The 22395-nt window shown below is 41.0% G+C and carries 26 protein-coding genes; 17 read left to right on the top strand and 9 right to left on the bottom strand.

What is annotated here, in order from left to right:
• Positions 1-98 precede the first annotated feature (98 nt).
• On the top strand, positions 99-893 hold the full coding sequence (locus FZC88_RS00705; protein ID WP_148993302.1) for an enoyl-CoA hydratase: 795 nt from the start codon (positions 99-101) through the stop codon (positions 891-893).
• A gap of 116 nt (positions 894-1009) precedes the next feature.
• Here FZC88_RS00705 and FZC88_RS00710 read toward each other — a convergent pair whose 3' ends face one another.
• Positions 1010-1195: a YhzD family protein gene (locus tag FZC88_RS00710; protein ID WP_148993303.1), complete on the bottom strand. Its 186-nt coding sequence runs from the start codon at positions 1193-1195 to the stop codon at positions 1010-1012.
• Between the two features lie 184 nt (positions 1196-1379).
• On the opposite strand from FZC88_RS00710, the gene FZC88_RS00715 reads away from it, so the two are divergent.
• From FZC88_RS00715 to FZC88_RS00745, 7 genes are all read left to right on the top strand, one after another.
• Positions 1380-2279, top strand: a complete 900-nt coding sequence (locus FZC88_RS00715) for an ABC transporter ATP-binding protein (protein ID WP_148993304.1) — start codon at positions 1380-1382, stop codon at positions 2277-2279.
• Complete coding sequence (locus FZC88_RS00720) at positions 2272-3522, top strand: ABC transporter permease (RefSeq protein ID WP_148993305.1); 1251 nt, start codon at positions 2272-2274, stop codon at positions 3520-3522. Before FZC88_RS00715 ends, FZC88_RS00720 begins: the two co-directional genes overlap by 8 nt.
• Before the next feature lie 148 nt (positions 3523-3670).
• The gene (locus FZC88_RS00725) at positions 3671-4879 is read left to right on the top strand and encodes a metallophosphoesterase family protein (protein ID WP_148993306.1); all 1209 of its coding nucleotides are present in this window, start codon (positions 3671-3673) and stop codon (positions 4877-4879) included.
• A 17-nt stretch (positions 4880-4896) separates the two neighbouring features.
• The gene (locus FZC88_RS00730; RefSeq protein ID WP_187443471.1) at positions 4897-7872 is read left to right on the top strand and encodes an ATP-binding protein; all 2976 of its coding nucleotides are present in this window, start codon (positions 4897-4899) and stop codon (positions 7870-7872) included.
• A gap of 113 nt (positions 7873-7985) precedes the next feature.
• Complete coding sequence (locus FZC88_RS00735; protein ID WP_148993308.1) at positions 7986-9191, top strand: MFS transporter; 1206 nt, start codon at positions 7986-7988, stop codon at positions 9189-9191.
• Between the two features lie 175 nt (positions 9192-9366).
• Positions 9367-10308, top strand: coding sequence for a 3'-5' exoribonuclease YhaM (gene yhaM / locus FZC88_RS00740; protein ID WP_148968344.1), 942 nt, complete (start codon positions 9367-9369; stop codon positions 10306-10308).
• Positions 10309-10439: 131 nt separating this feature from the next.
• Complete coding sequence (locus tag FZC88_RS00745; protein WP_113971257.1) at positions 10440-10619, top strand: sporulation YhaL family protein; 180 nt, start codon at positions 10440-10442, stop codon at positions 10617-10619.
• A 51-nt stretch (positions 10620-10670) separates the two neighbouring features.
• On the opposite strand, the gene FZC88_RS00750 is transcribed toward FZC88_RS00745, so the two are convergent.
• Positions 10671-11627: a peptidylprolyl isomerase gene (locus FZC88_RS00750; RefSeq protein WP_148993309.1), complete on the bottom strand. Its 957-nt coding sequence runs from the start codon at positions 11625-11627 to the stop codon at positions 10671-10673.
• Positions 11628-11808: 181 nt separating this feature from the next.
• On the opposite strand from FZC88_RS00750, the gene FZC88_RS00755 reads away from it, so the two are divergent.
• The 3 genes from FZC88_RS00755 to FZC88_RS00765 all read left to right on the top strand — a co-directional run bounded on the left by FZC88_RS00755 (position 11809) and on the right by FZC88_RS00765 (position 12279).
• The gene (locus FZC88_RS00755; RefSeq protein WP_044337791.1) at positions 11809-11895 is read left to right on the top strand and encodes a YjcZ family sporulation protein; all 87 of its coding nucleotides are present in this window, start codon (positions 11809-11811) and stop codon (positions 11893-11895) included.
• 87 nt (positions 11896-11982) lie between these two features.
• On the top strand, positions 11983-12066 hold the full coding sequence (locus FZC88_RS00760) for a YjcZ family sporulation protein (RefSeq protein ID WP_032089274.1): 84 nt from the start codon (positions 11983-11985) through the stop codon (positions 12064-12066).
• Between the two features lie 126 nt (positions 12067-12192).
• Positions 12193-12279: a YjcZ family sporulation protein gene (locus FZC88_RS00765; RefSeq protein WP_082051156.1), complete on the top strand. Its 87-nt coding sequence runs from the start codon at positions 12193-12195 to the stop codon at positions 12277-12279.
• 462 nt (positions 12280-12741) lie between these two features.
• On the opposite strand, the gene FZC88_RS00770 is transcribed toward FZC88_RS00765, so the two are convergent.
• Positions 12742-12921 carry a hypothetical protein gene (locus tag FZC88_RS00770; RefSeq protein WP_034763303.1) on the bottom strand — a complete coding sequence of 60 codons (180 nt, stop codon included), beginning with the start codon at positions 12919-12921 and terminating at the stop codon, positions 12742-12744.
• A 238-nt stretch (positions 12922-13159) separates the two neighbouring features.
• Complete coding sequence (locus tag FZC88_RS00775; protein ID WP_148993310.1) at positions 13160-13696, bottom strand: DUF3267 domain-containing protein; 537 nt, start codon at positions 13694-13696, stop codon at positions 13160-13162.
• A gap of 194 nt (positions 13697-13890) precedes the next feature.
• Here FZC88_RS00775 and FZC88_RS00780 point away from each other — a divergent pair, with 194 nt between their 5' ends.
• Complete coding sequence (locus FZC88_RS00780) at positions 13891-14220, top strand: DUF1878 family protein (RefSeq protein WP_148994244.1); 330 nt, start codon at positions 13891-13893, stop codon at positions 14218-14220.
• Between the two features lies 1 nt (position 14221).
• On the opposite strand, the gene FZC88_RS00785 is transcribed toward FZC88_RS00780, so the two are convergent.
• Complete coding sequence (locus FZC88_RS00785; protein WP_113971262.1) at positions 14222-14797, bottom strand: HTH-type transcriptional regulator Hpr; 576 nt, start codon at positions 14795-14797, stop codon at positions 14222-14224.
• 377 nt (positions 14798-15174) lie between these two features.
• A complete protein-coding gene (locus tag FZC88_RS00790) occupies positions 15175-15546 on the bottom strand; it encodes a YtxH domain-containing protein (protein WP_187443325.1) in 372 nt (123 codons plus the stop codon).
• 163 nt (positions 15547-15709) lie between these two features.
• On the opposite strand from FZC88_RS00790, the gene FZC88_RS00795 reads away from it, so the two are divergent.
• Positions 15710-15904: a membrane protein YhzF gene (locus FZC88_RS00795; protein ID WP_148968349.1), complete on the top strand. Its 195-nt coding sequence runs from the start codon at positions 15710-15712 to the stop codon at positions 15902-15904.
• Positions 15905-15971: 67 nt separating this feature from the next.
• On the opposite strand, the gene FZC88_RS00800 is transcribed toward FZC88_RS00795, so the two are convergent.
• Both FZC88_RS00800 and FZC88_RS00805 read right to left on the bottom strand, forming a co-directional pair.
• On the bottom strand, positions 15972-16508 hold the full coding sequence (locus FZC88_RS00800; RefSeq protein WP_148968350.1) for a tryptophan transporter: 537 nt from the start codon (positions 16506-16508) through the stop codon (positions 15972-15974).
• Between the two features lie 165 nt (positions 16509-16673).
• Entirely contained in the window at positions 16674-17096 is a 423-nt protein-coding gene (locus FZC88_RS00805) for an HIT family protein (RefSeq protein ID WP_148968351.1), read from the bottom strand.
• Between the two features lie 710 nt (positions 17097-17806).
• Here FZC88_RS00805 and FZC88_RS00810 point away from each other — a divergent pair.
• The 4 genes from FZC88_RS00810 to FZC88_RS00825 all read left to right on the top strand — a co-directional run bounded on the left by FZC88_RS00810 (position 17807) and on the right by FZC88_RS00825 (position 21098).
• Complete coding sequence (locus tag FZC88_RS00810; protein WP_148993311.1) at positions 17807-18550, top strand: ABC transporter ATP-binding protein; 744 nt, start codon at positions 17807-17809, stop codon at positions 18548-18550.
• Positions 18540-19769, top strand: a complete 1230-nt coding sequence (locus tag FZC88_RS00815) for an ABC transporter permease (protein ID WP_262371580.1) — start codon at positions 18540-18542, stop codon at positions 19767-19769. The genes FZC88_RS00810 and FZC88_RS00815 overlap by 11 nt, the downstream gene beginning before the upstream one ends.
• 65 nt (positions 19770-19834) lie before the next feature.
• The gene (locus FZC88_RS00820) at positions 19835-20539 is read left to right on the top strand and encodes an EcsC family protein (RefSeq protein WP_148993312.1); all 705 of its coding nucleotides are present in this window, start codon (positions 19835-19837) and stop codon (positions 20537-20539) included.
• A 151-nt stretch (positions 20540-20690) separates the two neighbouring features.
• Positions 20691-21098: a DoxX family protein gene (locus tag FZC88_RS00825; protein ID WP_148993313.1), complete on the top strand. Its 408-nt coding sequence runs from the start codon at positions 20691-20693 to the stop codon at positions 21096-21098.
• A 44-nt stretch (positions 21099-21142) separates the two neighbouring features.
• Here FZC88_RS00825 and FZC88_RS00830 read toward each other — a convergent pair whose 3' ends face one another.
• Positions 21143-22345: a M20 family metallopeptidase gene (locus FZC88_RS00830; protein WP_148993314.1), complete on the bottom strand. Its 1203-nt coding sequence runs from the start codon at positions 22343-22345 to the stop codon at positions 21143-21145.
• Positions 22346-22395: the final 50 nt, after the last annotated feature.

A 22395-nucleotide genomic window follows, 5' to 3' on the forward strand; every position in this document is an offset into this window, starting at 1 on the left:
CCGAAGTCGACCTCTCCTTTGAATTATTGTACTATTCAAAATAATAATTCCTATAAATAGGATATTACGCTATGCTAGAAGAAAGGGGAGGGATTTTTTTGACAGTGTCAAATCAATACGAAACAGTAAAATTACAAAAAGAAGGTAAGGTGGCAAGGCTACAGCTGAACCGTCCTCAATCACTGAATGCGTTGGATGCAGGGCTTATGGGAGAGCTCCTGGCTGCGTTAAAAGAAGTGAAAAATGACCCATCTATTTCTTTATTGGTCCTGACAGGAGAAGGAAAGGGGTTTTCTTCCGGAGGAGATATTAAGTCGATGCTTTCCTTAAGCGGAGAGGAACAGTTCTCAGGTATTATGGATACCATCAGTGAACTGGTGATGACTCTGTATACCATGCCTAAGATTGTTCTAACAGGCATACATGGGGCTGCTGCAGGTCTTGGTTTCAGTCTGGCGCTTTGCTCGGACTATATTTTGTGTGAAGAAGACAGCAAGCTTGCCATGAACTTTATCGGCATCGCACTGATTCCGGATGGTGGAAGTCATTTTCTTCTGCAGGAGCGCCTGGGTACACATAAAGCTAAACGATTGATTTGGAACGGTAAAGTATTGGAAGGGCAAGAGGCCCTTATGAAGGGACTTGTAGACGAAGCGATTCCATCCGGGAAATTGGAAGAAGGCATAGAGCGCTATACAAAACAAGTATTAAGTGCACCGACGAAAGCGATGATGAAAACGAAAGAAGTATATGTCACATTAAACAAAGACAGACTACAACGTGCGCTTGAACTGGAAAAAGAAGGGCAATGGCTCATGCGTCAAACCTCGGATCACCAGGAAGGCATCCGTGCATTTGTGGAGAAAAGACGACCTGAATTTAAGGGAGAATAATAGTTAAAGAGAACTAACCTGAAGGGTTGGTTCTTTTTTTCGTTATACATTCATCCTTTTAATTAAAAAATGCATTACAAGCCACTGGAAGTGACCCGCAATGCAGGATGTATACCTTACACATGAAACAACAATAGTTTCCCAAGAGGAGAAGTACAGCGATGCGTATGCTCGGAATACCCCTTTTCTTCTAACATGGATTCACCCATTTTCTTTGCGTCGCTGTCTGATGAAGCTTCGAATGATTCATCCAGAATCTTTTTTCCGTCTTTTTCAAAAACCGTTAATTTGTAAACTTTCATTGTGATATACCCCTTTGTATAGTATTCATGTACTCTTTTATTTTTTCATATTATCATTTTTTAGGAAAGTCCCAATAGTTTGATAAATAAAAAAGCTGGGAAATGAAACCTTTTTTGTATAAAATCGTAGAGTACTAGAGAGAAAAAAGATGCTTGTTTAAAAGTATAGGAGGGGAATGCTGAAATGAGTTTGAGTATACAACAGGTAACCAAAAGGTTTGGACAATTTACAGCAGTTGATCAGCTGTCACTGGATATCCCACCGGGGGAAATGTTTGGATTCCTTGGCGCGAATGGGGCAGGGAAGACGACGACATTTCGAATGGTGTTAGGGTTATTAGATGCGTCGGAAGGGCAGATTACGTGGAAAGGGAAGAGGATCGATTATTCCACAAGTCCGGAAATTGGATATCTGCCTGAAGAAAGAGGATTATATCCGAAAATGAAGGTGAACGATCAGATTGTCTATCTGGCGCGTCTTCGTGGTATGGAGAAAAAGACCATCCTGAAAGAACTGGATTACTGGCTGGAACGATTCAATGTTCCTCAGAACGTGAACAAGAAAGTAGAAGAACTTTCAAAAGGAAATCAGCAAAAAATTCAGTTTATCGCATCGGTTATCCATAAGCCGAGTTTACTGATTCTCGACGAACCGTTCAGCGGCCTGGATCCGGTAAATGTTGAACTGTTAAAGGATGCGGTCCGGGAAATCAAGAATAATGGAACCACAATCGTCTTCTCCAGTCACCGTATGGAGCATGTGGAGGAGCTCTGTGAAAGCCTATGCATCATGCATAAAGGGCGTCCCGTAGTGCATGGCGGCTTGAAGGAAATCAAGCGTTCCTTCGGGAAGAAGAATGTGGTCATCCACTCAGATTTTGATCTTCTATATCTAAAGGATATGAAAGGCGTGACGAAGCTGAAAGAAACAACGGAAGGGGTTCTTCTTCAGGTCGAGTCTGAGGCTGATGCCCAAAATGTATTTCATGACGTTGTTCAAAAGGGATTCCTTCGTAAGTTCGAATTAGAAGAACCTTCCCTGAACGATATTTTCATAGAAAAGGTGGGAACTTCTTATGAATAATTTCTTCTTGATCCTTAGTCAGTCCTATTTTTCAAAGCTTAAGGCAAAATCTTTTATCATTTCCACCGTCATCATTGCCGCTGCCCTTGTATTACTGGCCAATTTTGACAGTATCATTTCGAACTTCAGTGATGATGACACGAGTAAAATAGCGGTTCAGGACGAAACGGGCAACCTGTATGATCCGCTAGTGCAGCAGCTGAAGATTATGAATAGCGAGATCGAGCTGGAACCTGCCACCCAATCGATGGAAGAAATCGAAAAGAATATAGAATCTGAAGAATTAAAAGGATTACTCATTTTGAGTGAAAGCGATGAAGGTCTTCCGCAAGCACTGTATAAATCCAATTCATTATCAGATTCCAATGTGAGCGGGGAATTACAAGTCGCCCTGCAAAATGTGAAGTCTTCACTGGCTGCAAGTAAATTAGAGCTTTCAGGTGATGAACTGGCACTGTTAAGCGGTCCTGTTGCTTTTGAAAAGGAAGCCCTTATTGAAGGAGCCAAGTCTGAGGAAGAATTGAGTCAGGCTAGGGGTATAGTATATGTTCTATTATTCTTTATTTATTTCTCCGTCATTGCTTACGCCAACATGACGGCCATGGAAGTCGCCACAGAAAAAAGCTCGAGGGTAATGGAAATCCTAATATCCAGTGTGTCTCCGGTTAAACAAATGTTTGCCAAGATCATTGGAATCGGCCTTGCAGGATTAACACAGTTAGCCGTAATCCTGGCAGTGGGCTATTTTACAATGATTCAAAAGAAGGATGAACTGGTAGGGGATTTCTTTGAAGGATTCGGATTTGAATCTTTATCAGTAGGTGTCATTATCTATGCGGTAATCTTCTTTTTATTAGGGTATTTCCTGTATGCCACCCTGGCTGCATTACTGGGATCTCTTGTCAGTAGAATTGAAGATGTACAGCAGATGATCATGCCGATGACCTTCCTGATCATGATTGGATTCTTCATCTCCATGTTCGGTCTTGGAAATCCGGAATCCAGTTTTGTCACGATCACTTCGTATATCCCGTTCTTTACACCGATGGTTATGTTCCTTCGTGTAGGGATGCTGAATCTTCCAGTGTATGAACCCGTCATAGGAATTGTGGTCCTCCTTGTGACGATTATTATTCTTGGAGTATTTGGGGCAAGGGTGTATCGCGGAGGAGTGCTCCTATACGGAAAATCTAATTCATATAAAGATATTAAAAAAGCAATCGATATCACATCGAAAAAATAATAGGTAAGAGAAGGCTGTCTCCGTCGTCAGGGGCAGCCTTTCTCTATGAATCGCGTGAAATGTTGAATATATACTGAAATTATCGCCGGTTTTAGGATATAATGAAAGAATATAAGAACGTATATTCGTAGTGCAGGGAGGGAACTTCATGGGGAAGATTCGGTTTTTTCATGTAGCAGATCTACATCTTGATAGTCCTTTTATCGGACTAAAACATTTACCGAAAGAAGTGTTCGAACGAATACATAATAGTACCTTTGCCTCTTTTGAAAAAGTGGTAAGGGAAGCGATTCATAGACAAATTGACTTCATGATCATCAGCGGGGATCTGTTTGACGAAGAAGATCGCAGCATTCGTGCGCAGGCGAAATTATTGAAGCAATTCAAGCTGTTACATTCAAACAACATTCCTGTATACGTTGTTCACGGGAATCATGATCATCTTGGAAGCTTTCGATTAGAGCTCGATATGCCGGATAACATACATATTTTCAACACAGAAACAGAAGCGAAACAGCTTACTGTGAAGAATGGTACAACTGTGGATATAGTCGGATTCAGCTATGGTACAAGACATATCCAGGATAGAAGGATTGCTGATTATCCCAAACGTTCCGTTGACCGCTATACGATAGGGATCCTCCATGGAAGCGAAGGAAGTGTACATTCTTCACATGAAACGTACGCTCCTTTCGCAGTAAGGGAACTATTGGAGAAGAATTATCACTACTGGGCTTTGGGGCATATCCATGAGCGGCAGATTCTGTACGAAGAGCCCTACATCGTGTATCCAGGTAATATCCAGGGAAGACATCGAAAAGAAACAGGTGAAAAAGGATGCTATGAAGTGGTGCTTGATCATCACCATACAGAATTAACATTTATCCCGACTCACGACTTGATGTGGAAGACATGCACCGTATCCCTTCAGGGTGTTCAGCGCTTTGGGGAAATCTTTCAGCGTATCCAGCAGGCGCTGGAATCTCTTGAAAAAGGGGATGTGTTAATTGAGGTGATCTTGACGGATGATGAATCACTCCCTCAAGACATGGCTGGCAAAATAGAAAATGGTGATCTACTGGAAGCATTGCAGTCAGAATACGAGAGTCACCGGGGGTTGAAGTGGATTCATTCAATACGATGGAATCATATACAAGCAAGTCGTGGAATGGAACAGGATCCATTCAAACAGGAAGTAATGGAGACTCTGGAAAACATGGGTGAAGAAGAATGGAAGGATGCCCTGGCAGAACTGTTTGAGCACCCTTCTATTTACCGCTTTCTGGATCCCTTAAAGGAAGAAGAGAAGAAATCTTTAATAGAAGAAACAGAGCATTTGTTACAAAATAAAGGCTGATCGTGGAGGTGAATGGGGTGAAACTGCTCGAACTTCATATTTATGGATACGGAAAAATAGAAAACAAGCACTATACGATGGGTGACCTTCAATTATTCTATGGGGAAAACGAAGCTGGTAAATCAACGATTATGTCGTTCATACATAGCATTTTGTTCGGGTTTCCGACGAAGCAGCAATCCCTTCTCAGGTATGAACCGAAATCTACTACAGAGTATGGCGGGAGAATCCTTTGCAGCATGGAAGGACAAGGACTCCTCACTATCGAGCGGGTTAAAGGGAAGGCCACGGGGGACGTGACCGTTCAATTCGAGGACGGAAGAACAGAAGGAGAAGAAACCCTTCAACAACTGCTCGGAAATATGGACAGGACAACTTACCAAAACATATTCTCATTCAACCTCGAAGGCCTGCAAAACATTCAGCGCCTCAAAAAAGATGAACTGAACCGCTACCTATTCTCTGCAGGCTCTACAGGGACGGACCTCCTGTTACAGATGGAACAGAATTGGCAGAAAGAAAGGGAACAGCTGTTTAAGAAATCGGGAAGAAAGCCGATGATCAACGCAGTGCTGACACAATTAAAGCACCTTGAAAAACAAGTAAAGGAAGGAAAAGAAAAAAATGATCAATACCGTCCTCTCATAGCAAAGCAAAAATCGTTAGAAACCCGGATTTCATCCTTAGAGACCGAAAAGGCATCTCTTGCTGAAAAGAAAGAGAACCTGATTTCAGTTAATGAAAACTGGGATACACTCACTAGCTTCAAAAGAGTGGAGGAGAGGCTTAGCCAATTGGAAACAATTGAGTTTCCTGCAAAAGGATTAGAGCGTTTAAACGAACTTAAAACGGAAGAAAGACAAGTGTCGGCATATCTTGAAACCTTGGTGACGAAACAAGAAAATCTGCATGATAAATTAGAATCAGAAGTGATTGATCCTTCCCTGGTTGAAGACCTTCCTTTTATAGAAAAGATATTGTCTCAACAGTCTTTTTATATGAAATGGAAAGAAGAAAGCAGTGAACGGAGCAGAGAACTAAAAGCGGTGCGTAGTAAGATCAACGATACGATCCGTGAATTGGGATTAACAATAGAGATGGAGGACATCCCGGCCCTGGATACTAGCTTAATGATGTCTGACCGTATTCAAACCGCATTGGATCAGCAATCAAAGCTCCTTCATGAACGGGAAAGCTTCCAGAAGCATCACGAACAGGAAGAAGAAGAACTTCACAACATCGAAAGGAAGTGTGATAGCTTAGAAGATCGGCTGATGGAAGAAGATGAGTATCAAGAATTGCAAAGATCGGTGAAAATTGAATCTTCCCGGCAAGCTTCACGGGACCAGGCACATTGGATGAACCTGCAAGTGAAAGAGGCAGAACTACGTTTCAGCAGAAAAAAGTCCTCCTTCTCCCGGCAGCTCCTCTTAATAGGTGCAGCACTCCTTCTTTTATTGGGAATTGGGTCATGGGCAATAGTGATTGGTAATGGACTTTTTGTCGGAATCAGCTTGCTTCTTCTCATTGTAGTGGGTGCATCGGGAGTGCAGGCGAGGGGGAATCTGCGAGAAGAAACCAGCATCCTTCAACAAACTAAAGCAAGGGCAAAAGAGTTACAGCCGGAAGGTCAAATGGAGTTTCACTCTCTGGATAGGGCTGAGCAAAGCCTAAAGCAACAAGTGGAGTTGAGGAACGAGTGGAAGCAGCGGATTCTTTCATTAGAAGAGCAACAGGTAAAACTTCAGAAGCTCCATGAAAAGCAGAAGGAAGTAGAGAAAGAAATTGTTTCAGAAGAACAAAGATTATCCGGTCTGAAATCAGAGCTCTGTCTACCTTCTGATTTTCACTGGAAGTGGCTCCGTGATGCGTTTGTCAAAATGAAAGAGATCGTTTCGAATTATGAGTCTTATATCCACCTTAAAGAAGAACAAGACTATGTCGTCCAAAAATTGAATGAGTACAGGGATCATTGTCAGGAATGGTTCCACCGCCATTCTCTCACGTTTACTACAGTGGAAGAGGCTGTAATTAAACTGAAGGGAATCATGCAGGACATTGAAAAGAAGACCCTCACATTAAATAGCATCCAGTCAGAGCTCGAGCCTCTTTCTTTTGAGATAGAGAAGCTAAGAATTGAAGGTGGAAAGGTCCGTGAAGAGGTTGAAACCCTTCTTCAATCTGCAGGGTGCATGGAAGAAACAGAATTTCGTGAAAAGGCACTTCACGCCGAAGAGAGAATCGACCTATCGGTACAATATAATGGAATGAAAACGAGGCTGACCGAACGAACACTCAATACGTTTCTTCGGTTTGTTACTCAGGAAGATAGTAGAAAAGAATTAAAAAGGGTATCGAATCGAATCGAAGAGCTTTCAACTGAGCTCTCTGCTCATCAAAAAGAGCTCGCTTCCATTTCGTATGAAATAAAAGTGCTGGAGGAAGGAAAGAGCTACTCCACAATCCTTCAGGAGTTTCAAAGCAAAAGGGCTGAGCTTCAAGAACTTGCGTATGACTGGTCCAAATTTACCTTAGCACAAGCGGCCTTAAGGAAAACAATGGATCTTTACCAGAAATCTAAGATGCCTAAAGTGATGGAGCTTGCAGAAGAGAATTTTAGAGAACTGACTGAAGGGCACTATCTAAGGATTTTCTTACGAGATGATGAGATGATCAGGGTAGAGCGGAAGGACGGTGCGGTTTTCCATGCGGTAGAACTCAGTCAAGGAACGAAAGAACAGTTATACATCTCAATTCGCTTTGCCCTCATTCAATCTTTCCGGGACAAGTACCCATTGCCAGTACTGATCGACGATGGAGTAGTCAACTTTGACCTGGACAGAACGAACGCATTTCTAAAGCTGTTGAGGAAAATGTCTGTGAACCACCAGACTCTGTTCTTTACCTGTCATCCTCATATAAGAGATGAGTTTACCGAGGATAAAATAATCGTATTAAAGCGAATGGAAAAGGAATCCATTCATAATGCATGATTTTTTACAGAATTTAATTGGCAATAATTTCTCAGATTCGTTACAATACTACAAGGAGTTTGTTTGCACGAGCACGGGAATGAAATGAGAGTCAGAAAGAAGGAACACATAGTATGGCAAAAACAATAGGGTCCAAACGAAATCGGGGACCACTGGCACTACTAAGCTTTAACTTATTTATCGTCATGGTTGGAATCGGGCTGGTCATCCCCATTCTTCCTTTTTATGTAGAAAAATTCAACGCCAATGCTCAAACACTTGGAGCGTTGGTGGCAGTATTTGCTTTTATGCAGTTTTTATTTGCTCCTATTTGGGGAAGGTTATCCGATCGGATAGGGAGGAAGCCATTAATCACCATCGGTTTGGTTGGCTTTGCCATAGCTGAATTCATTTTCGCCTTCGCTGTAGGATTATGGATGCTATTTCTGTCCAGGATCTTAGCAGGCGTTTTCGGCTCAGCATTAATGCCTACTGCAATGGCATATGTATCGGATGTAACGGATGAGGACAATCGGGGTCAAGGGATGGGGATACTTGGTGCTGCCATGGGTCTTGGAATCGTCATCGGGCCTGGAATCGGAGGATGGCTGGCAGAAATCAACCTCTCCTATCCATTTATCTTTGCCGGGATCGCCGCCTCTATTGCAGCTATCGTCTCGGTCATCATATTACCGGAATCCTATCCAAAGGAAAAAAGAACCTTTGACCCAAATGAAAAACGTGAAAACCGCTTCGTGGTCATGAAGAATGCGGTGATGAGTCCTGTCGGGTTTCTGTTGGTACTCGTATTCATCATGAGCTTCGGATTGGCGAATTTCCAATCGATTTTCAGCTACTATGCGCTAGAACGATATGGATATGGTCCACAGGAAGTCGGGATCATCATTTTGATCATTGGTATCATCGGTACCGTTGTTCAAGGAGTGGGAGTGGGAAGGGCGACGAAGATCTTCGGTGAGGAAAAAGTAGTAACCGGCTCTTTGCTCCTCAGTGCACTGGGATTTGTCATCATGACATTTGCCACCGACTTTGTAGGGGTCTTGATCACAACCGCCGTTTTCTTTGTCGGAAACTCGATGCTCCGTCCATCGTTGAATTCCCTCATTTCAAAACTGGCAGGAGAACGTCAAGGGACGGTCATGGGGCTGAATAACTCGTTTCTCAGTCTTGGTAACGTCGCTGGACCATTGCTTGCCGGGACACTGTTTGAGTGGAATATACATATCCCCTACTTCTTCGGAGCATTCATTATGCTCGTAGGACTGGTAGCGACGAAAGTTTGGATTAGCAAGAAACAAAAAAGAGCATTGGTGAATTAGGCTTCAGAACCGTCTCCGGGTGGGGGCGGTTTTTTTGTTGTGAGAAGAGAGAGGGACGGACCTCTGGAATTTGATTATTGTTTGACCCCTATCTCTCTCCAACCCTTTCCACACCTGTACTCTATCGAAATATGGTATACTGAAACTACTAATATAGTTGGACGGAGGAGAAGAGATGTCTGGGATTACACAATTTAACGTCGGAGAAACAATCGAATTACCCCTTTTAATTAAACAAATGACCAAAGGTACGACAAATACAGGGAAGCCTTTTTTAACCCTGATACTGCAAGATAAGAGTGGAAATATGGAAGCTAAGCTTTGGGATGCTTCTGAGCAGGATGAGAAGGCATATCAACCTGAAACAATCGTGCAGGTTGTTGGAGACATACATAGTTATCGTGGAAAGAGTCAGCTCAAGATCAAGCAGATTCGCCCGGCTTCCCCGGCAGATGGTTATGCCATTTCGGACTTCCTGGAAACGGCACCGGTGAGCATTGATGAAATGACGAGTAAGATCACTCAGTATATTTTTGAAATGAGAAATCCAAATATTCAACGCATCACAAGACACTTGATTAAAAAATATCAGAAGCCATTCCTGGAATATCCGGCTGCTACCAAGAACCATCATGAATTCGTGTCTGGCCTTGCGTATCATGTTGTATCGATGCTTGACCTCTCGAAAGCCATTGCAGGACTGTACCCATCCTTGGATTCAGATCTATTGTACGCTGGAGTCATTCTTCATGATTTAGGCAAAGTCATTGAGCTTTCAGGTCCAACATCAACTACGTATACGATTGAAGGGAATCTGATCGGTCATATTTCGATTATGGTGAACGAGATTGGAAAAGCTGCAGATGAGCTTGGAATTGAAGGGGAAGAAGTGATGATCCTTCAACATCTCGTATTGAGTCATCACGGAAAAGCGGAATGGGGAAGTCCTAAACCGCCGCTTATTCGTGAAGCTGAAATCCTGCATTATATTGATAATGTGGATGCTAAGATGAATATGCTGGATCGTGCATTGGAACGGGTGAAACCGGGGGAGTATACAGAAAGAGTATTTGCCCTTGATAATCGTTCATTCTATAAACCGACTTTTCATAAATAGATAACCTCTTAGACCCCGGATAATGAAACGGGGTCTTTTTAGTAGAATAAAAGGGTAAATCTAGTTATGTTTTATCTCTTCCCTACATATAGTGTGAATAAAGAGGACAAACCTATAAGGAGATGAAGCAAATGACACTACCTATTTGGATGTACTTGGTTGTAGCAGGGATTTTCGGGAGTGCCTTTATGACGATTAAATCAGCTAAGGAAGAAAAGAATATGGAAGATGAGTGGATAGAGAAGGAGGGAGAAGTCTACATTCATCGAATGGAAGAGGAGAAGGAGCGGAGACGTCAACTAACGTCTTGATCATAGAGAATAAAAAGGACTGACGGAATGGATCCGTCAGTCCTTTTTGTTCTACTCTTCGGCAGGTGCCGGAGCTTCTTCTCCTTCAGGTACAGCAGGAGCTTCTCCGCCTTCAGGTGCAGCCGCAGGGTTCAGCACTTGATCAAATGCCTTTTTAAGATCTTTATCTTTAATATTTAAGTCAGCTTTTTCAATTTCAGCTTTCATCGCTTCCTGGATTTTTTGAGGATCCACTTTTGAAAGCTTCAGTTCTTTTTCGATTTCCTTTTTCATCTCGTCAAAGGATTTCTTTTCTTTTTTATCTGTCACTTCAATGATGTGATAGCCATATTCTGTTTTGATAGGCTCACTCACTTTGCCTTTTTCTAATGTGTCCAGAGCTTTAGAGAATTCCGGTACGAAGTTTTGACGACCAGCATTGTCTACCCAGCCTAAGCTTCCGCCATTTTCAGCAGAACCAGGATCTTTTGAATATTCTTTTGCAAGTTCTTCAAACTTTCCACCATCAGCTAATTTTTGTTTCACTTCTTTAGCTGTTTTTTCATCATCTACAAGAATGTGACGAACTTGAATGTCAGGCTTCCATGTCTCGTAGTATTCCTTTACTTCTTCTTCAGTGACTTTCACGTCGGAGATCGCAGCTTTTTCTTGAAGTAATTGAAGCTTTAAGTATTCTTTAAACGATTTTTCATCAAGATTATATTGTTGTAAGAACATCTCGAATTGAGGTCCCAATTGGTCTTTGGCTTCATTCAGCTTTTCGTCAACTTCCTCTTTCGACACGTCATACTTTTCTTCAAGTACTTTCGTGTAAACCAATTCTTGAAGGGCTTGTTCCATTTGTGGAGTGAATTTTTGCTTCATTGATTTGTAAAGTTCATCTTTTGTTACGTCTCCAGCTTTTGTTGTTGCAACAACGTCACTGTTTCCCTCAGCACCGTCTCCGCTGCATCCTGCAAGTCCAACGACTCCCGCAGCCAATGATACTGAAATGATCCATTTTTTCATGGTGACCAACTCCTACAATATTTGATGGCTTGTCAAATTTCTACAAAACATACTATAACACACTTTTTCCATGAAAAAAAATATTTTCCATATTAATCTTCAGAAAAATGGGCATTTTACACACCCATTTCCTAGGTACTTTCATATGATAAGAGCGAAGAGAGAAAAGGAGGTAATAAATATGAGCTGTGGATACAATTCCGGATTCGCGTTAATCGTAGTGCTGTTCATCTTATTAATCATCGTTGGTGCCGCATATATTTGCTAAAAAAAACTAAATTTATGACATTAGCCTAAAACAAATGGCAGCTAACTTGAATAAGATAAATTAGCGCTTCAAAGGAGGTGGAAAGTTATGGGTAATGCATACGGCGGAGGTTTCGCGTTAATCGTAGTACTGTTCATCCTGTTAATCATTGTGGGTGCAGCATGGCTATAATTTTAGCCTCAGGGTTTAAAGTTATCGGATAAAGACTGTAGAGGGGGCAATACCTTAAGAAAGGCGGCCCCTTTTGCTTTATTCATATTTAAGTGGCTTTTTCATACATGAAAGGAGGAAGCGCAGATGTCAGGTGCTTACGGCGGAGGATTTGCGTTAATCGTTGTTCTATTCATTTTGTTAATCATCATTGGTGCAGCATACGTTTGCTAATTTGAATATATGAAAAAAGCAGATCCGGATTTTTCCGGGTCTGCTTTTTGTTTGTCGCCACTGAGCGAGCCGCCTCCGCTTTTCTGATTGTCCAGCTCCAGGGCTTAGAGGCTCGAGGTCATAAGTCAAATCTGCGAAAAAGGCAAAAAAACGCCGTTCCGGAGATTCGTCTTATGCTTGTCGCCTCTAGGCAAAGCCCTTCCGCTTTTCTGATTGTCCAGCTCCAGCGGCTAGCCCCTCGAGGTCATAACTGGGAAATCCTCAAAGGCAAAGAGCGCCTTCAGGGATTTCCCAGTTATGCTTGTCGGGGCTGACCAAGCCGCCTCCGCTTTTCTACTTGTCCAGCTCCAGCGGCTAGAGGCTCGAGGTCATAAGTTAAACCTACCAAAAAGGCAAAGAGCACCTTTCCGGTAGGTTTAACTTATGCTTGTCGCCTCTGAACGAGCCGCCTCCGCTTTTCTTTTATGTAAATAATATCTCTATATAAGAAGAGACCAGTAATATGGTGATTAGGATATTGATGGTTCTAAACACCTTTGGTTGGCGTTCTTCAGGTATTTCTTTTTGTAAACATAATGCGTTTGTCATTTTATTTATATAGAATAAGATGAAAACAGCAAACACTAAAAACATGGAGATCATCCAAACCCCTCCCCGTTATCTCCTTTAAGCTATACATTACCAAATAATTTCTCTAATTGGTAGCGAGAGTATTGCATTAATCATGCAAATAAGACTTTTTGCATTCTTTTCTACATATCATCCAAGTGCAAGCAGGAATTTTCAATCAGTAAATGAAGAATCTTCGTGATAACACCTGAAAAAAGCAGAAGGATGATTTCTTCCATCGAGTGTATGTTTCAATGGCCATCCATCATCCTTACTGATAAATCAATATTTCGTATCCATCATCATTCTCTTCGATTAATGCATTCTTTGGTGAGTCCATCAGTTGCTTTGCATATATAAAGTCAATGGCGCAGATTCCTGAATGAAATGCAAGCAGCATTGTAAAGTAATGAGAGTAATGCGGGAAGTGGATGCATCCGTATAGCAAAATCCCGTTCAATACAAAGAATGGTGCCACCAAGGCAAGCATGTAACGGTATTTTGAGATTGGTTGATCCACTCGCAAAGAAACGATCGGTAAAAGAAATAGTTTCCGATTACATTTACACTTCATTTTTTTCACAAAAGGAAGTATCGGTACAATGTGAAAAAATTTATGCAACGGATAGATACTCAACATTCCTATGAAGAAAACAAGGAAATGGTTATCATAGAACGCACTTGGAAATAGTAAGTTAATTGGTACGTATATTAATGAGAATACCATCATCATGATGATGGATGAAAGTAAAAAGACTCGATAAAATCCGAATTGTTTTTCCAGATTGATTGTTTTCCAGCAATGCATAAAAAAATCGCCTCCATTAGACGAATAAATCATAGTTAAGTGCCTAACATACTTTATTACGATTGTCGGAAAAAATCAATACATTTCAGGCTGATTTTTTCATATTTTTTAGAAGAACTTTTTGGGAAAGGTATGTTATAGTTTTGTACAATGAGAGTATGAGAATTTTTTTCAATAATTGAAGGGTGATTATGATGAATGATGTAGTGAAACGTATAGAGAAACTCGAGTATTATCAGCGGTTAATGGCGGAGATGATTCCCGAAAATGGTTATCCATTTCATCGGCTGATCATTCGTAAGGGGTTGTCGGAGAGGGAAGTGAAGGAGTTCTTTAGCACTTGTGATAGGTTGAGCATGAAACTTCAAAAGCAAAAAGCGGAAGGATTCGTGTACAATACTCCGCTTTTCAAAGAATTTGAAGAACAGCTTCATTCAAAGCTGAAGGTTCATGAAGTGGTTGATAGCTGTTTAGCTCAAGACATTTATCCAGCTTTGATGAAACAGTTAAAGAAGAGCTTGTAGATCAAGCCAGTTCTTCTTCATCTTGAAATAATTCTCCCAGTTTTCCATTATCATCAGAAAAATCATTCTCAATGTTATGAAACGATTTTTCAAATATCTCCATAAAATCATTTCCATATATATTTCGCACGACGGTCATCATTTCAATCATTTCAGGGAACTTTCCATATAATTCCCGTAATGGGGAAACTCCCTGGAAGATTGAGTGACTCTCAGGCTTATAGTTCTTCATAAGCTCAAGAAGTATATTTTCCCCTTTAGCCGTCAATTGAATATAGGTGTTCCGTTTATCGTTCTCCCGTTTAGAAAACTGTAGTAATTCCCGTTCTTCTAATTTCTTGGAGAAGTTAAATGCAGTCGAAACGTGCATAACACCAAACTTGGCTACGTCTGAAATGGAAGCACCCTTTAAATGATACGCAATCCAGAGAATATGATGTTCGTTGATATTTAAGTCGTATGGCTTGATCCATTGCTGCCAGTCCTTTTCTATGGCCTTCCACAGAGCTTTACTAAGCTGAGCCATCCTTTGACTGAAGAGCATAGCCTCTTTCAAAGTAAATTCTCTTTCCTTCATCTCATTCACCCACTTTGCTAGAAAATCTTTTTAAAACTAAGTAGTACCAAAATGACTTACTAAAACAACTATCACAAAAAAGAAAGCGCTTATATTTTATTATGCCAATAAAGTAATAATTAATAAAGGTTAAATTGACAAAATTTTTCGAAGTATATAATTTTTGATTGGGACGTACTGTGAAAATCAGAGGTTGATGGGTGGATGGATACTGTAATGACGGGATTTGTGGATGAAATCATTATATTGAAAGAAAAGAATGGGGATAATAATTTTTTTTGAAAACATGTTTCTCCAGTATCGATATAATCCCTATTCAAACAAAAAAACCCACAGCCTTCCACCACCATTAGTGAAAAAGAACTGCGGGGATCTGGTTATTGATTAGGTGTATTTGCTGAGTTAATCGATTTTTCCAAGTCTTCAATGGTTCTTTGGATGGATTGGATTTCTTCCTGAAGTCGACGGTTATTTGGCTCTGTTGAAGCCTGCCATTGTTTGAATGAAGCTTGAAGATCTTTAGAAAGCTGCATGACCGTTTCTTTTCCTTCCTGAGACAGGGTTCCGATGGATTCTTTCAATTCTCCAATATTCACCTTCATCTCGTCGATTACTCCAGTCCAGTCATCTTTCTTGTCTTTGATTTGTGCCCGGATTTCTTTCCCTGATGAAGGAGACGTGAGAAGGGATGCTACTCCTCCGACCACTCCACCGATTAAAAGCCCGTATGCAAGAGATTTTTTGTTCACTATGATCACCTCGTTCTTCTATTTCTATAATACTCTATTTCTACAATCAACATGTATTCTCCTTTTCCCTTTTAAAACAGATTAAAACAAGTCAATTCATAACTTTCATATTTGCAGCATAAAAATAAAGGTAAGAGGTGGAGTAAAGGAGGGGTTCTAATCGATGGACGGGGTAATCTTTGGTTTCTTTGCTCTCTGTGCAGTATTATTTCTAAGTATGGTGTATAATTTCATTTCCATTCAAAGGCCTGGTATGTATCCTCCTAAGAATATATTAAAAAAGCGTGCTGCCATAATGGGGTCCGGTGGGGTGATCACCTTCTTGATTGGAGTACTCTTATGGGTTGCAGTCAAGTAATATATAGAAAAAGCCCTCCGTTCATGTTGCGATAGCACAATGAATGGAGGGCTTTACTATGATTAAATTAGGATAGCTGTTCTGATGTGACAGCTTCTCGAATGGTTGAACGTTTTAATATCCCGTTAATGATTGGATAAACCACAAACATTGCCCCGGCGTTAACTAGTGTAGCTGGAAGTACGACTGCCGCAAATAGAGCAAAGAAAGCTCCAGGCAGACCGACAATAACATAAGCCGAAAGTAAGAATATACTTCCTGATACGAGCGTACCAACTGCTGTTAGAACAGAAGCTCCTACAAGTGAACGAGCGATTTTTTTAGTAGCCAGGAAAAGTCCGTAAAAAACGAATGCCGTGATCGGTTTATCAATCAGGTTAGGTAAAAATCCTCCAGGGAACTGTGTTGTCAGACCTGAAATGACTCCAGTTAATAAACCTAAAAGTAATACGTTTTTCTTGGCTGGAAATAATATAATGCCAAGAAACATCATCGTCAGCATCATGTCCGGCTTCATTCCTAAGAAAATTCCCGGGATCACTGTGTGCAGGACGGCTCCGATCCCTACTAATAATGACAGGGATACAAGTGTTTTTGTATTCATTTCTCATCTCTCCTCAACTAAACTATACTATTTGCTTCTCCTAATGTGCACTGTTGCCATTAGCGAAAAGATAGGTACATTATAACATACAGAGTATTGTTGTCAAAGATTAATTATTCTGAAAAAAGCCTGATCCCCTTTAACTTCTGGGATCAGGCTCGATTATTATGAAAGATGCTGTGCAATGGATTCAGCTATTCCTTTCAGGTCTTCTTGAGTGTAATCATCATTATGTGTCTTCCATACGGCTCCGAAGCCATCTCCATGGCCATAGCGGGGAATGAAGTGCATGTGAAAATGGAATACAGATTGTCCTGCTTCTTCACCTGCATTGCTTAACAGGTTCATTCCAACAGGGTTAAACTCGGCCTTGATACTGTCAGCAATCTTAGGTGCAACAGAGAAGAGGTGGCTTGCCAGATCAGGAGTCAGCTCATAGATGTTTTCTTTATGTACTTTGGGAATAAGTAATGTATGGCCTTTCGTCACTTGGCTAATATCAAGGAAAGCAAGGACATGCTCATCCTCGTACACTTTCATTGCAGGGATTTCACCGTCGATAATCTTGCAAAAAATACAGTCACTCAATGTTTACTCCACCTTTTTTGTAATGGCATTTTTATGTATTTTATCATGAAAGAGAAAATAAATGAAGAAGAGACAGGAACGATTTTCCTGCCTCTCTTCTTGAAGGGGTAATACTATAAAGATTTATATGTCAGGCTTCATTCTCTTTGATAAACACCTCATTCGCTAGTAGCTTCTGTAGTGATACATTCTTAAGTTAGAATGAAAATTGTTCAATGCGACCATCCCCTTATCTTTTCGCTATTTAAGCAATTCAGACAATAGAAACTGTTAGCCGTCTTGGACAAACACCTCATTTGCTATAAGGATGATATGTGTAAACCATTAGAAACATGAATGACTTTGTGCAATGTGACCATCCCCTTATCTCCTAAGCTTAATAAGCTAATAAAGTAAGTTGATTCAGTCAAAGTGTGCTTTAACAAACACCTCATTTATCAATTTTTTGAACAAATGAATATGGTGAGTGTGTCATTCACTATAGAAGACGACAATCCTTACAGTCGCAAACAATAGTGAAATTGGTTAGCTGGTCTTTAACAACCATCCCCTTTTTCTTATTGCTGGCCCCTTCAAATATTATGATGTGCAAATCGAGTATTGTTATGAATGTTAAAATGTGGAATGAGAAATTGGATTAACAATGCCTTTACCATGAAATTTTGATAAAATAGAGAAAACCATGTAGAAGAGAAAGGACGTTGCTGCTCGTGTCATTACTAGAAATCAAACACCTGGTTGGCGGATATACCCGAAAACCGGTATTAAAGGATATATCATTTTCCATACATTCAAATGAAATTGTCGGATTAATCGGCCTGAACGGAGCAGGGAAAAGTACGACTATCAAGCATATAATCGGTCTAATGGAAGCAAAGCAAGGAGAAGTGTCCATTAATGGTCATACCTTGAAGAGTGATGCCGATCAGTATCGAAAGCAGTTTTCATACATACCGGAAACACCGATTCTTTATGATGAGCTTACCCTTGAAGAGCATTTAAAGCTGACGGCCATGGCTTACGGCTTATCAGAGTCTGAGTATAAAGGAAGAATTGATAAACTGTTGAAGGCCTTTCGTATGGAGAAGAAGATGAGCTGGTTTCCTGCACACTTTTCAAAAGGGATGAAACAAAAGGTGATGATCATGTGCGCTTTTCTGATTCAGCCCAGTCTCTATATCATTGACGAGCCTTTTGTTGGATTAGATCCACTCGGGATTCAGTCACTGCTTGACTGGATGCAGGAGATGAAGCAAAACGGTGCCGGAATACTGATGTCGACGCATATTTTAGCAACTGCAGAAAGATATTGTGACTCTTTCATCATCCTTCATGAAGGGAAAATTCGTGCAAAAGGAACGCTTCAGGAGCTGCGGAAGGAATTTTCCATGGCGGGTGCAACATTAGATGATATTTATATCCAGCTGACAAAGGAAGAATCCCATGATGAATAAGGTGGAAAGTATTTGGAAGAAACGAATTGTAGAGTATAATCAGGAGCTTCAAAAGTATTTGAAATACATGTTTAACGATCATTTACTATTCGTCCTGATTTTTGCACTGGGAGGAGCAGCGTATACATATAATCAGTGGGTAAAAACCCTGGATCCAGCTTTCCCTGCACCACTCATCATGGCGGTGATCCTGGGCTTATTATTGGCATGGAGTCCCGTCTATACGTTCTTAAGAGAAGCGGACGCCGTGTTTCTTTTACCGTTAGAGGGGCGTTTATCGAGCTATTTCACCAAATGCATCTGGATGAGTTTCATGTTTCAATCATACATTCAACTGCTCGTACTGGCTGCACTCATGCCAATGTATGTAGCCGTATCCGGTAGCAGCTTTGGAAGCTTCTTTCCGTTACTTGGCTTTGTATTAGCATTAAAGATATGGAATCTATATGTACGCTGGTTCATGCTGCGCTTTCAGGAAAAGGAAGCTCATTGGACCGACAGCTTTTTGCGGTTTTTATTAAGCGGTTCTCTCCTATTCTTAGTGCTATCGGGCGCTGAATTCTGGATGGTCATCGTTGTTGCCTTCATCATGCTCGGGTATGCGTTGTACTTTTTTCAATCAACAAAAGGTAAAAATCTTAAGTGGGATCTGTTAATCAATCTGGAGCAGCAGCGGATGCTGATCTTTTATCGAATCGCCAATATGTTCACGGATGTGCCTAAGCTGAAAGGGAAGGTGCACCGGAGGAAATGGCTTGATGGACTTGTGCGAACGCCTTTCTCTCAAGCATCGACCTATCGATATTTGTATCTTCGGTCTTTGGTGAGAACAAGTGAATATTCGGGTCTTTACATTCGGTTAACCTTGATCGGAATGCTGCTAATTTATTCGAATTCTTCTTTTATCTTCAGTATTTTGACGGCATTAGTGTTTCTTTACTTAACAGCTTTTCAGCTGATCCCTTTGTTTAAACGGTTTGATTATAAAATCTGGGTTCTCATTTATCCTGTATCAAGGGAATTAAAGAAGTCTTCTTTTCAAAAAATCATAAATCAGGCAATGGTGATCCAGGCGGTTGTGTTTTCACTGCCTCTATTTTTAAAGGGTGCATGGATAGAAGGGTTGATTACGCTACTGGTCGGATTGGCATTTTCACTTCTATTCAGTCAGTTCTACTTAGTGCAGCGATTGAAGAAGATGGATGAAACATTATTTTAGTGAAACGATCCGGCAGGAAGAAACGTATAGATTGAGTAAATAGAAAAAAAGGATGGTGGTTCAGTGTGAACCATGAAAGAGAAGAGCTTGATTCCTGGAAACGTAAATTCAGTAGAAAATCTTCCATCTTCCAAAGGGTTTCTAAACAAGCTCAAACAAAAGTGAACCAATGGATCCCTGAGAAAGCACATAAAGTGGTAACGGAAAGCATCAAGAAGATGGTGGAAGTAACGTTAAAGGGAAGCGAGTGGGTACCCCTTCAGCACGGCTCTGTGAAGTCTTCACTGAAGGAAAGAGAAGCGCTGATGAAGGAACGTATGGAATTTTACCGGAAAGCGGCTACGATTGAAGGAGCAGGAACTGGTGCAGGTGGAATCTTTCTCGGTTTGGCAGATTTTCCGTTGCTTTTATCAATTAAAATGAAATTTCTAAGCGAATGCTCTGCCATTCACGGCTATGATACAAAACAATATGAGGAACGCCTGTTTCTGCTTTATGTCTTTCAGCTTGCATTCTCCAGTGATTCTCATAAAAAACATGTCCTCGACATCATCGAAAACTGGGATGTGGAAAAAGAAAAATTGAAGGGATTGGACTGGCGAACTTTCCAGCAGGAGTATCGGGATTACATTGATTTCGTGAAATTGTTTCAACTCATTCCCGGGGTAGGGGCTGTGGTGGGAGCCTATGCAAACTATCAACTTCTTGATCAATTGGGTGAAGTGGCAAAATATGCTTATCGGATTCGGTACTTTCATGATTTAGAATAGTAGGAGTGAGGAGAGGTCGACGTTATGGTCGATCTTTTTTTTGAGGGATATTGGCAGGGAAACGGAATACAAACGCATCTTTTTATTTCCTCTGAATATTCAGGTATAGTTAGAAAGTACGTAATCATTATTATAGTGAGGTGTGAAATAGATGAACAAACGCAAGAAAGGATTGAAAGTGTTAGGACTTATTCTATTCTCATTCTTCTTCTTTTTAGCAGGGGTGTTTCACTTTATTGAAGCTCAAGGATTCGCCAAAATGATCCCTGAATTCATACCTCTAAGGGAAGAAATCGTGTATATTACGGGAATGATCGAGTTTATATTGGCAGTACTTCTGCTCATTCCAAAGACTCGTGAAAAAGCAGGGATTATCACTGCGATTTATTTAGTTCTCATCTTCCCCGCAAATATTTATGCGGCCATTAAAGAAATTCCTGCTCCAGGGAAAGAGGAAGCGAATGTAGTACTGCTTTGGGTGAGGTTATTGTTTCAACCGCTTTTGATCTGGTGGGTATTGGTGGTAAGTAAGATTGAAAAAAATCATCGCTTTTATTAAGAGTAAAGGATCAGGCCTTATGGGACCTGATCCTTTATTATGAGTTATTTTGTCACCGTCTCTGAGACAGAATGTCTTTCTTGGTATTGAATGGTAGCAGACGCCAGTGATTTAGCGGCTATCAGGAGAGCCTTTTCGTTAATATCAAACTTGGGATGATGGTGGGGAAAGGCAACTTCAACATTTTCCGGTTTGGCTCCCGTAAAAAAGAAGGTACCCTTTATATGTTCTAAGTAATGAGAGAAATCTTCCCCGCCCATTTGTATTTCAATTTCCTCCACACTATGAACTTCATCAATTGTATCAACACTTTGAATCAACAAATCCGTTTCCCCTGCGTGATTCACGACAGCAGGATATCCGCGTTCATAAACATATTCATACTCACAACGGGCTGAAAGACATGCACCTTTCAGAATCTGTTCGATTTCTTCTTCAATAAAATCTCTCACCTCAGGATTGAATGTACGGACTGTCCCAATGAGTTTAGCGGAATCGGCAATCACATTAAATGCGTTATCTGCCATAAACGAACCAATTGTTACGACGGCAGGATGAATAGGATTCACTCTTCTGCTGACAATTTGCTGAAGTTCGGAAACGACCTGAGCCCCGATCACGATGGAATCCTTCGTTTTATGAGGTTGTGCCCCGTGACCGCCGGACCCCTTGATGACGATTTCAAATCTATCAGCAGCAGCCATGATTGGACCTGTCCGATATAGAATTTTTCCGAGAGGTTCACTTGACCATAAATGAGTTCCGAAAATAACATCCACTCCATCCAGGCAGCCCGCTTCAATCATGGGTTTCGCTCCACCTGGTGCATATTCTTCAGCATGCTGATGAATAAGAACCACTGTACCTGAAAGCTTACCACGCATTTCATGCAGGGTTTTACCCAATACTAACAGTGTTGCTGTATGACCGTCATGGCCACATGCATGCATAACGCCTGGAACGGTGGACCGATATTCCACATCCTTTTCATCCTGGATGGGGAGGGCGTCAAAGTCTGCACGAAGTGCCACTGTTTTTCCCGGCAGGGCTCCCTCGATTCTTGCTACTACCCCATTGCCACCCACTTGTTCCAGGATCGGAACCCCGATTTTCTTGTAGTAATCAGCAATGTATGCAGCTGTATTTTTCTCTTGGAAGGAAAGTTCGGGATGTTGATGGAGAAATCTTCTAATCTCAACCATTTCTATCCAACGTTCTTCTAGTTTCTGATATAATTCATTCAGCAAGTGCACAACCTCCTAATATTTGATGAATATTACGAATATTATAACACTAA

This window comes from Rossellomorea aquimaris, assembly GCF_008180865.1.
GTDB lineage: Bacteria > Bacillota > Bacilli > Bacillales > Bacillaceae_B > Rossellomorea > Rossellomorea yichunensis.

What these genes read in the sequence shown, in the direction of transcription:
- FZC88_RS00745 (WP_113971257.1), top strand. Translation starts at nt 10,440, where the DNA reads ATGACACTACCTATTTGGATGTACTTGGTTGTAGCAGGGATTTTCGGG.
- yhaM (WP_148968344.1), top strand. Translation starts at nt 9,367, where the DNA reads ATGTCTGGGATTACACAATTTAACGTCGGAGAAACAATCGAATTACCC.
- FZC88_RS00735 (WP_148993308.1), top strand. Translation starts at nt 7,986, where the DNA reads ATGGCAAAAACAATAGGGTCCAAACGAAATCGGGGACCACTGGCACTA.
- FZC88_RS00800 (WP_148968350.1), bottom strand. Translation starts at nt 16,508, where the DNA reads ATGAATACAAAAACACTTGTATCCCTGTCATTATTAGTAGGGATCGGA.
- FZC88_RS00780 (WP_148994244.1), top strand. Translation starts at nt 13,891, where the DNA reads ATGAATGATGTAGTGAAACGTATAGAGAAACTCGAGTATTATCAGCGG.
- FZC88_RS00715 (WP_148993304.1), top strand. Translation starts at nt 1,380, where the DNA reads ATGAGTTTGAGTATACAACAGGTAACCAAAAGGTTTGGACAATTTACA.
- FZC88_RS00760 (WP_032089274.1), top strand. Translation starts at nt 11,983, where the DNA reads ATGGGTAATGCATACGGCGGAGGTTTCGCGTTAATCGTAGTACTGTTC.
- FZC88_RS00765 (WP_082051156.1), top strand. Translation starts at nt 12,193, where the DNA reads ATGTCAGGTGCTTACGGCGGAGGATTTGCGTTAATCGTTGTTCTATTC.
- FZC88_RS00785 (WP_113971262.1), bottom strand. Translation starts at nt 14,797, where the DNA reads ATGAAGGAAAGAGAATTTACTTTGAAAGAGGCTATGCTCTTCAGTCAA.
- FZC88_RS00750 (WP_148993309.1), bottom strand. Translation starts at nt 11,627, where the DNA reads ATGAAAAAATGGATCATTTCAGTATCATTGGCTGCGGGAGTCGTTGGA.
- FZC88_RS00770 (WP_034763303.1), bottom strand. Translation starts at nt 12,921, where the DNA reads ATGATCTCCATGTTTTTAGTGTTTGCTGTTTTCATCTTATTCTATATA.
- FZC88_RS00755 (WP_044337791.1), top strand. Translation starts at nt 11,809, where the DNA reads ATGAGCTGTGGATACAATTCCGGATTCGCGTTAATCGTAGTGCTGTTC.
- FZC88_RS00825 (WP_148993313.1), top strand. Translation starts at nt 20,691, where the DNA reads ATGAACAAACGCAAGAAAGGATTGAAAGTGTTAGGACTTATTCTATTC.
- FZC88_RS00710 (WP_148993303.1), bottom strand. Translation starts at nt 1,195, where the DNA reads ATGAAAGTTTACAAATTAACGGTTTTTGAAAAAGACGGAAAAAAGATT.
- FZC88_RS00795 (WP_148968349.1), top strand. Translation starts at nt 15,710, where the DNA reads ATGGACGGGGTAATCTTTGGTTTCTTTGCTCTCTGTGCAGTATTATTT.
- FZC88_RS00815 (WP_262371580.1), top strand. Translation starts at nt 18,540, where the DNA reads ATGATGAATAAGGTGGAAAGTATTTGGAAGAAACGAATTGTAGAGTAT.
- FZC88_RS00725 (WP_148993306.1), top strand. Translation starts at nt 3,671, where the DNA reads ATGGGGAAGATTCGGTTTTTTCATGTAGCAGATCTACATCTTGATAGT.
- FZC88_RS00775 (WP_148993310.1), bottom strand. Translation starts at nt 13,696, where the DNA reads ATGCATTGCTGGAAAACAATCAATCTGGAAAAACAATTCGGATTTTAT.
- FZC88_RS00720 (WP_148993305.1), top strand. Translation starts at nt 2,272, where the DNA reads ATGAATAATTTCTTCTTGATCCTTAGTCAGTCCTATTTTTCAAAGCTT.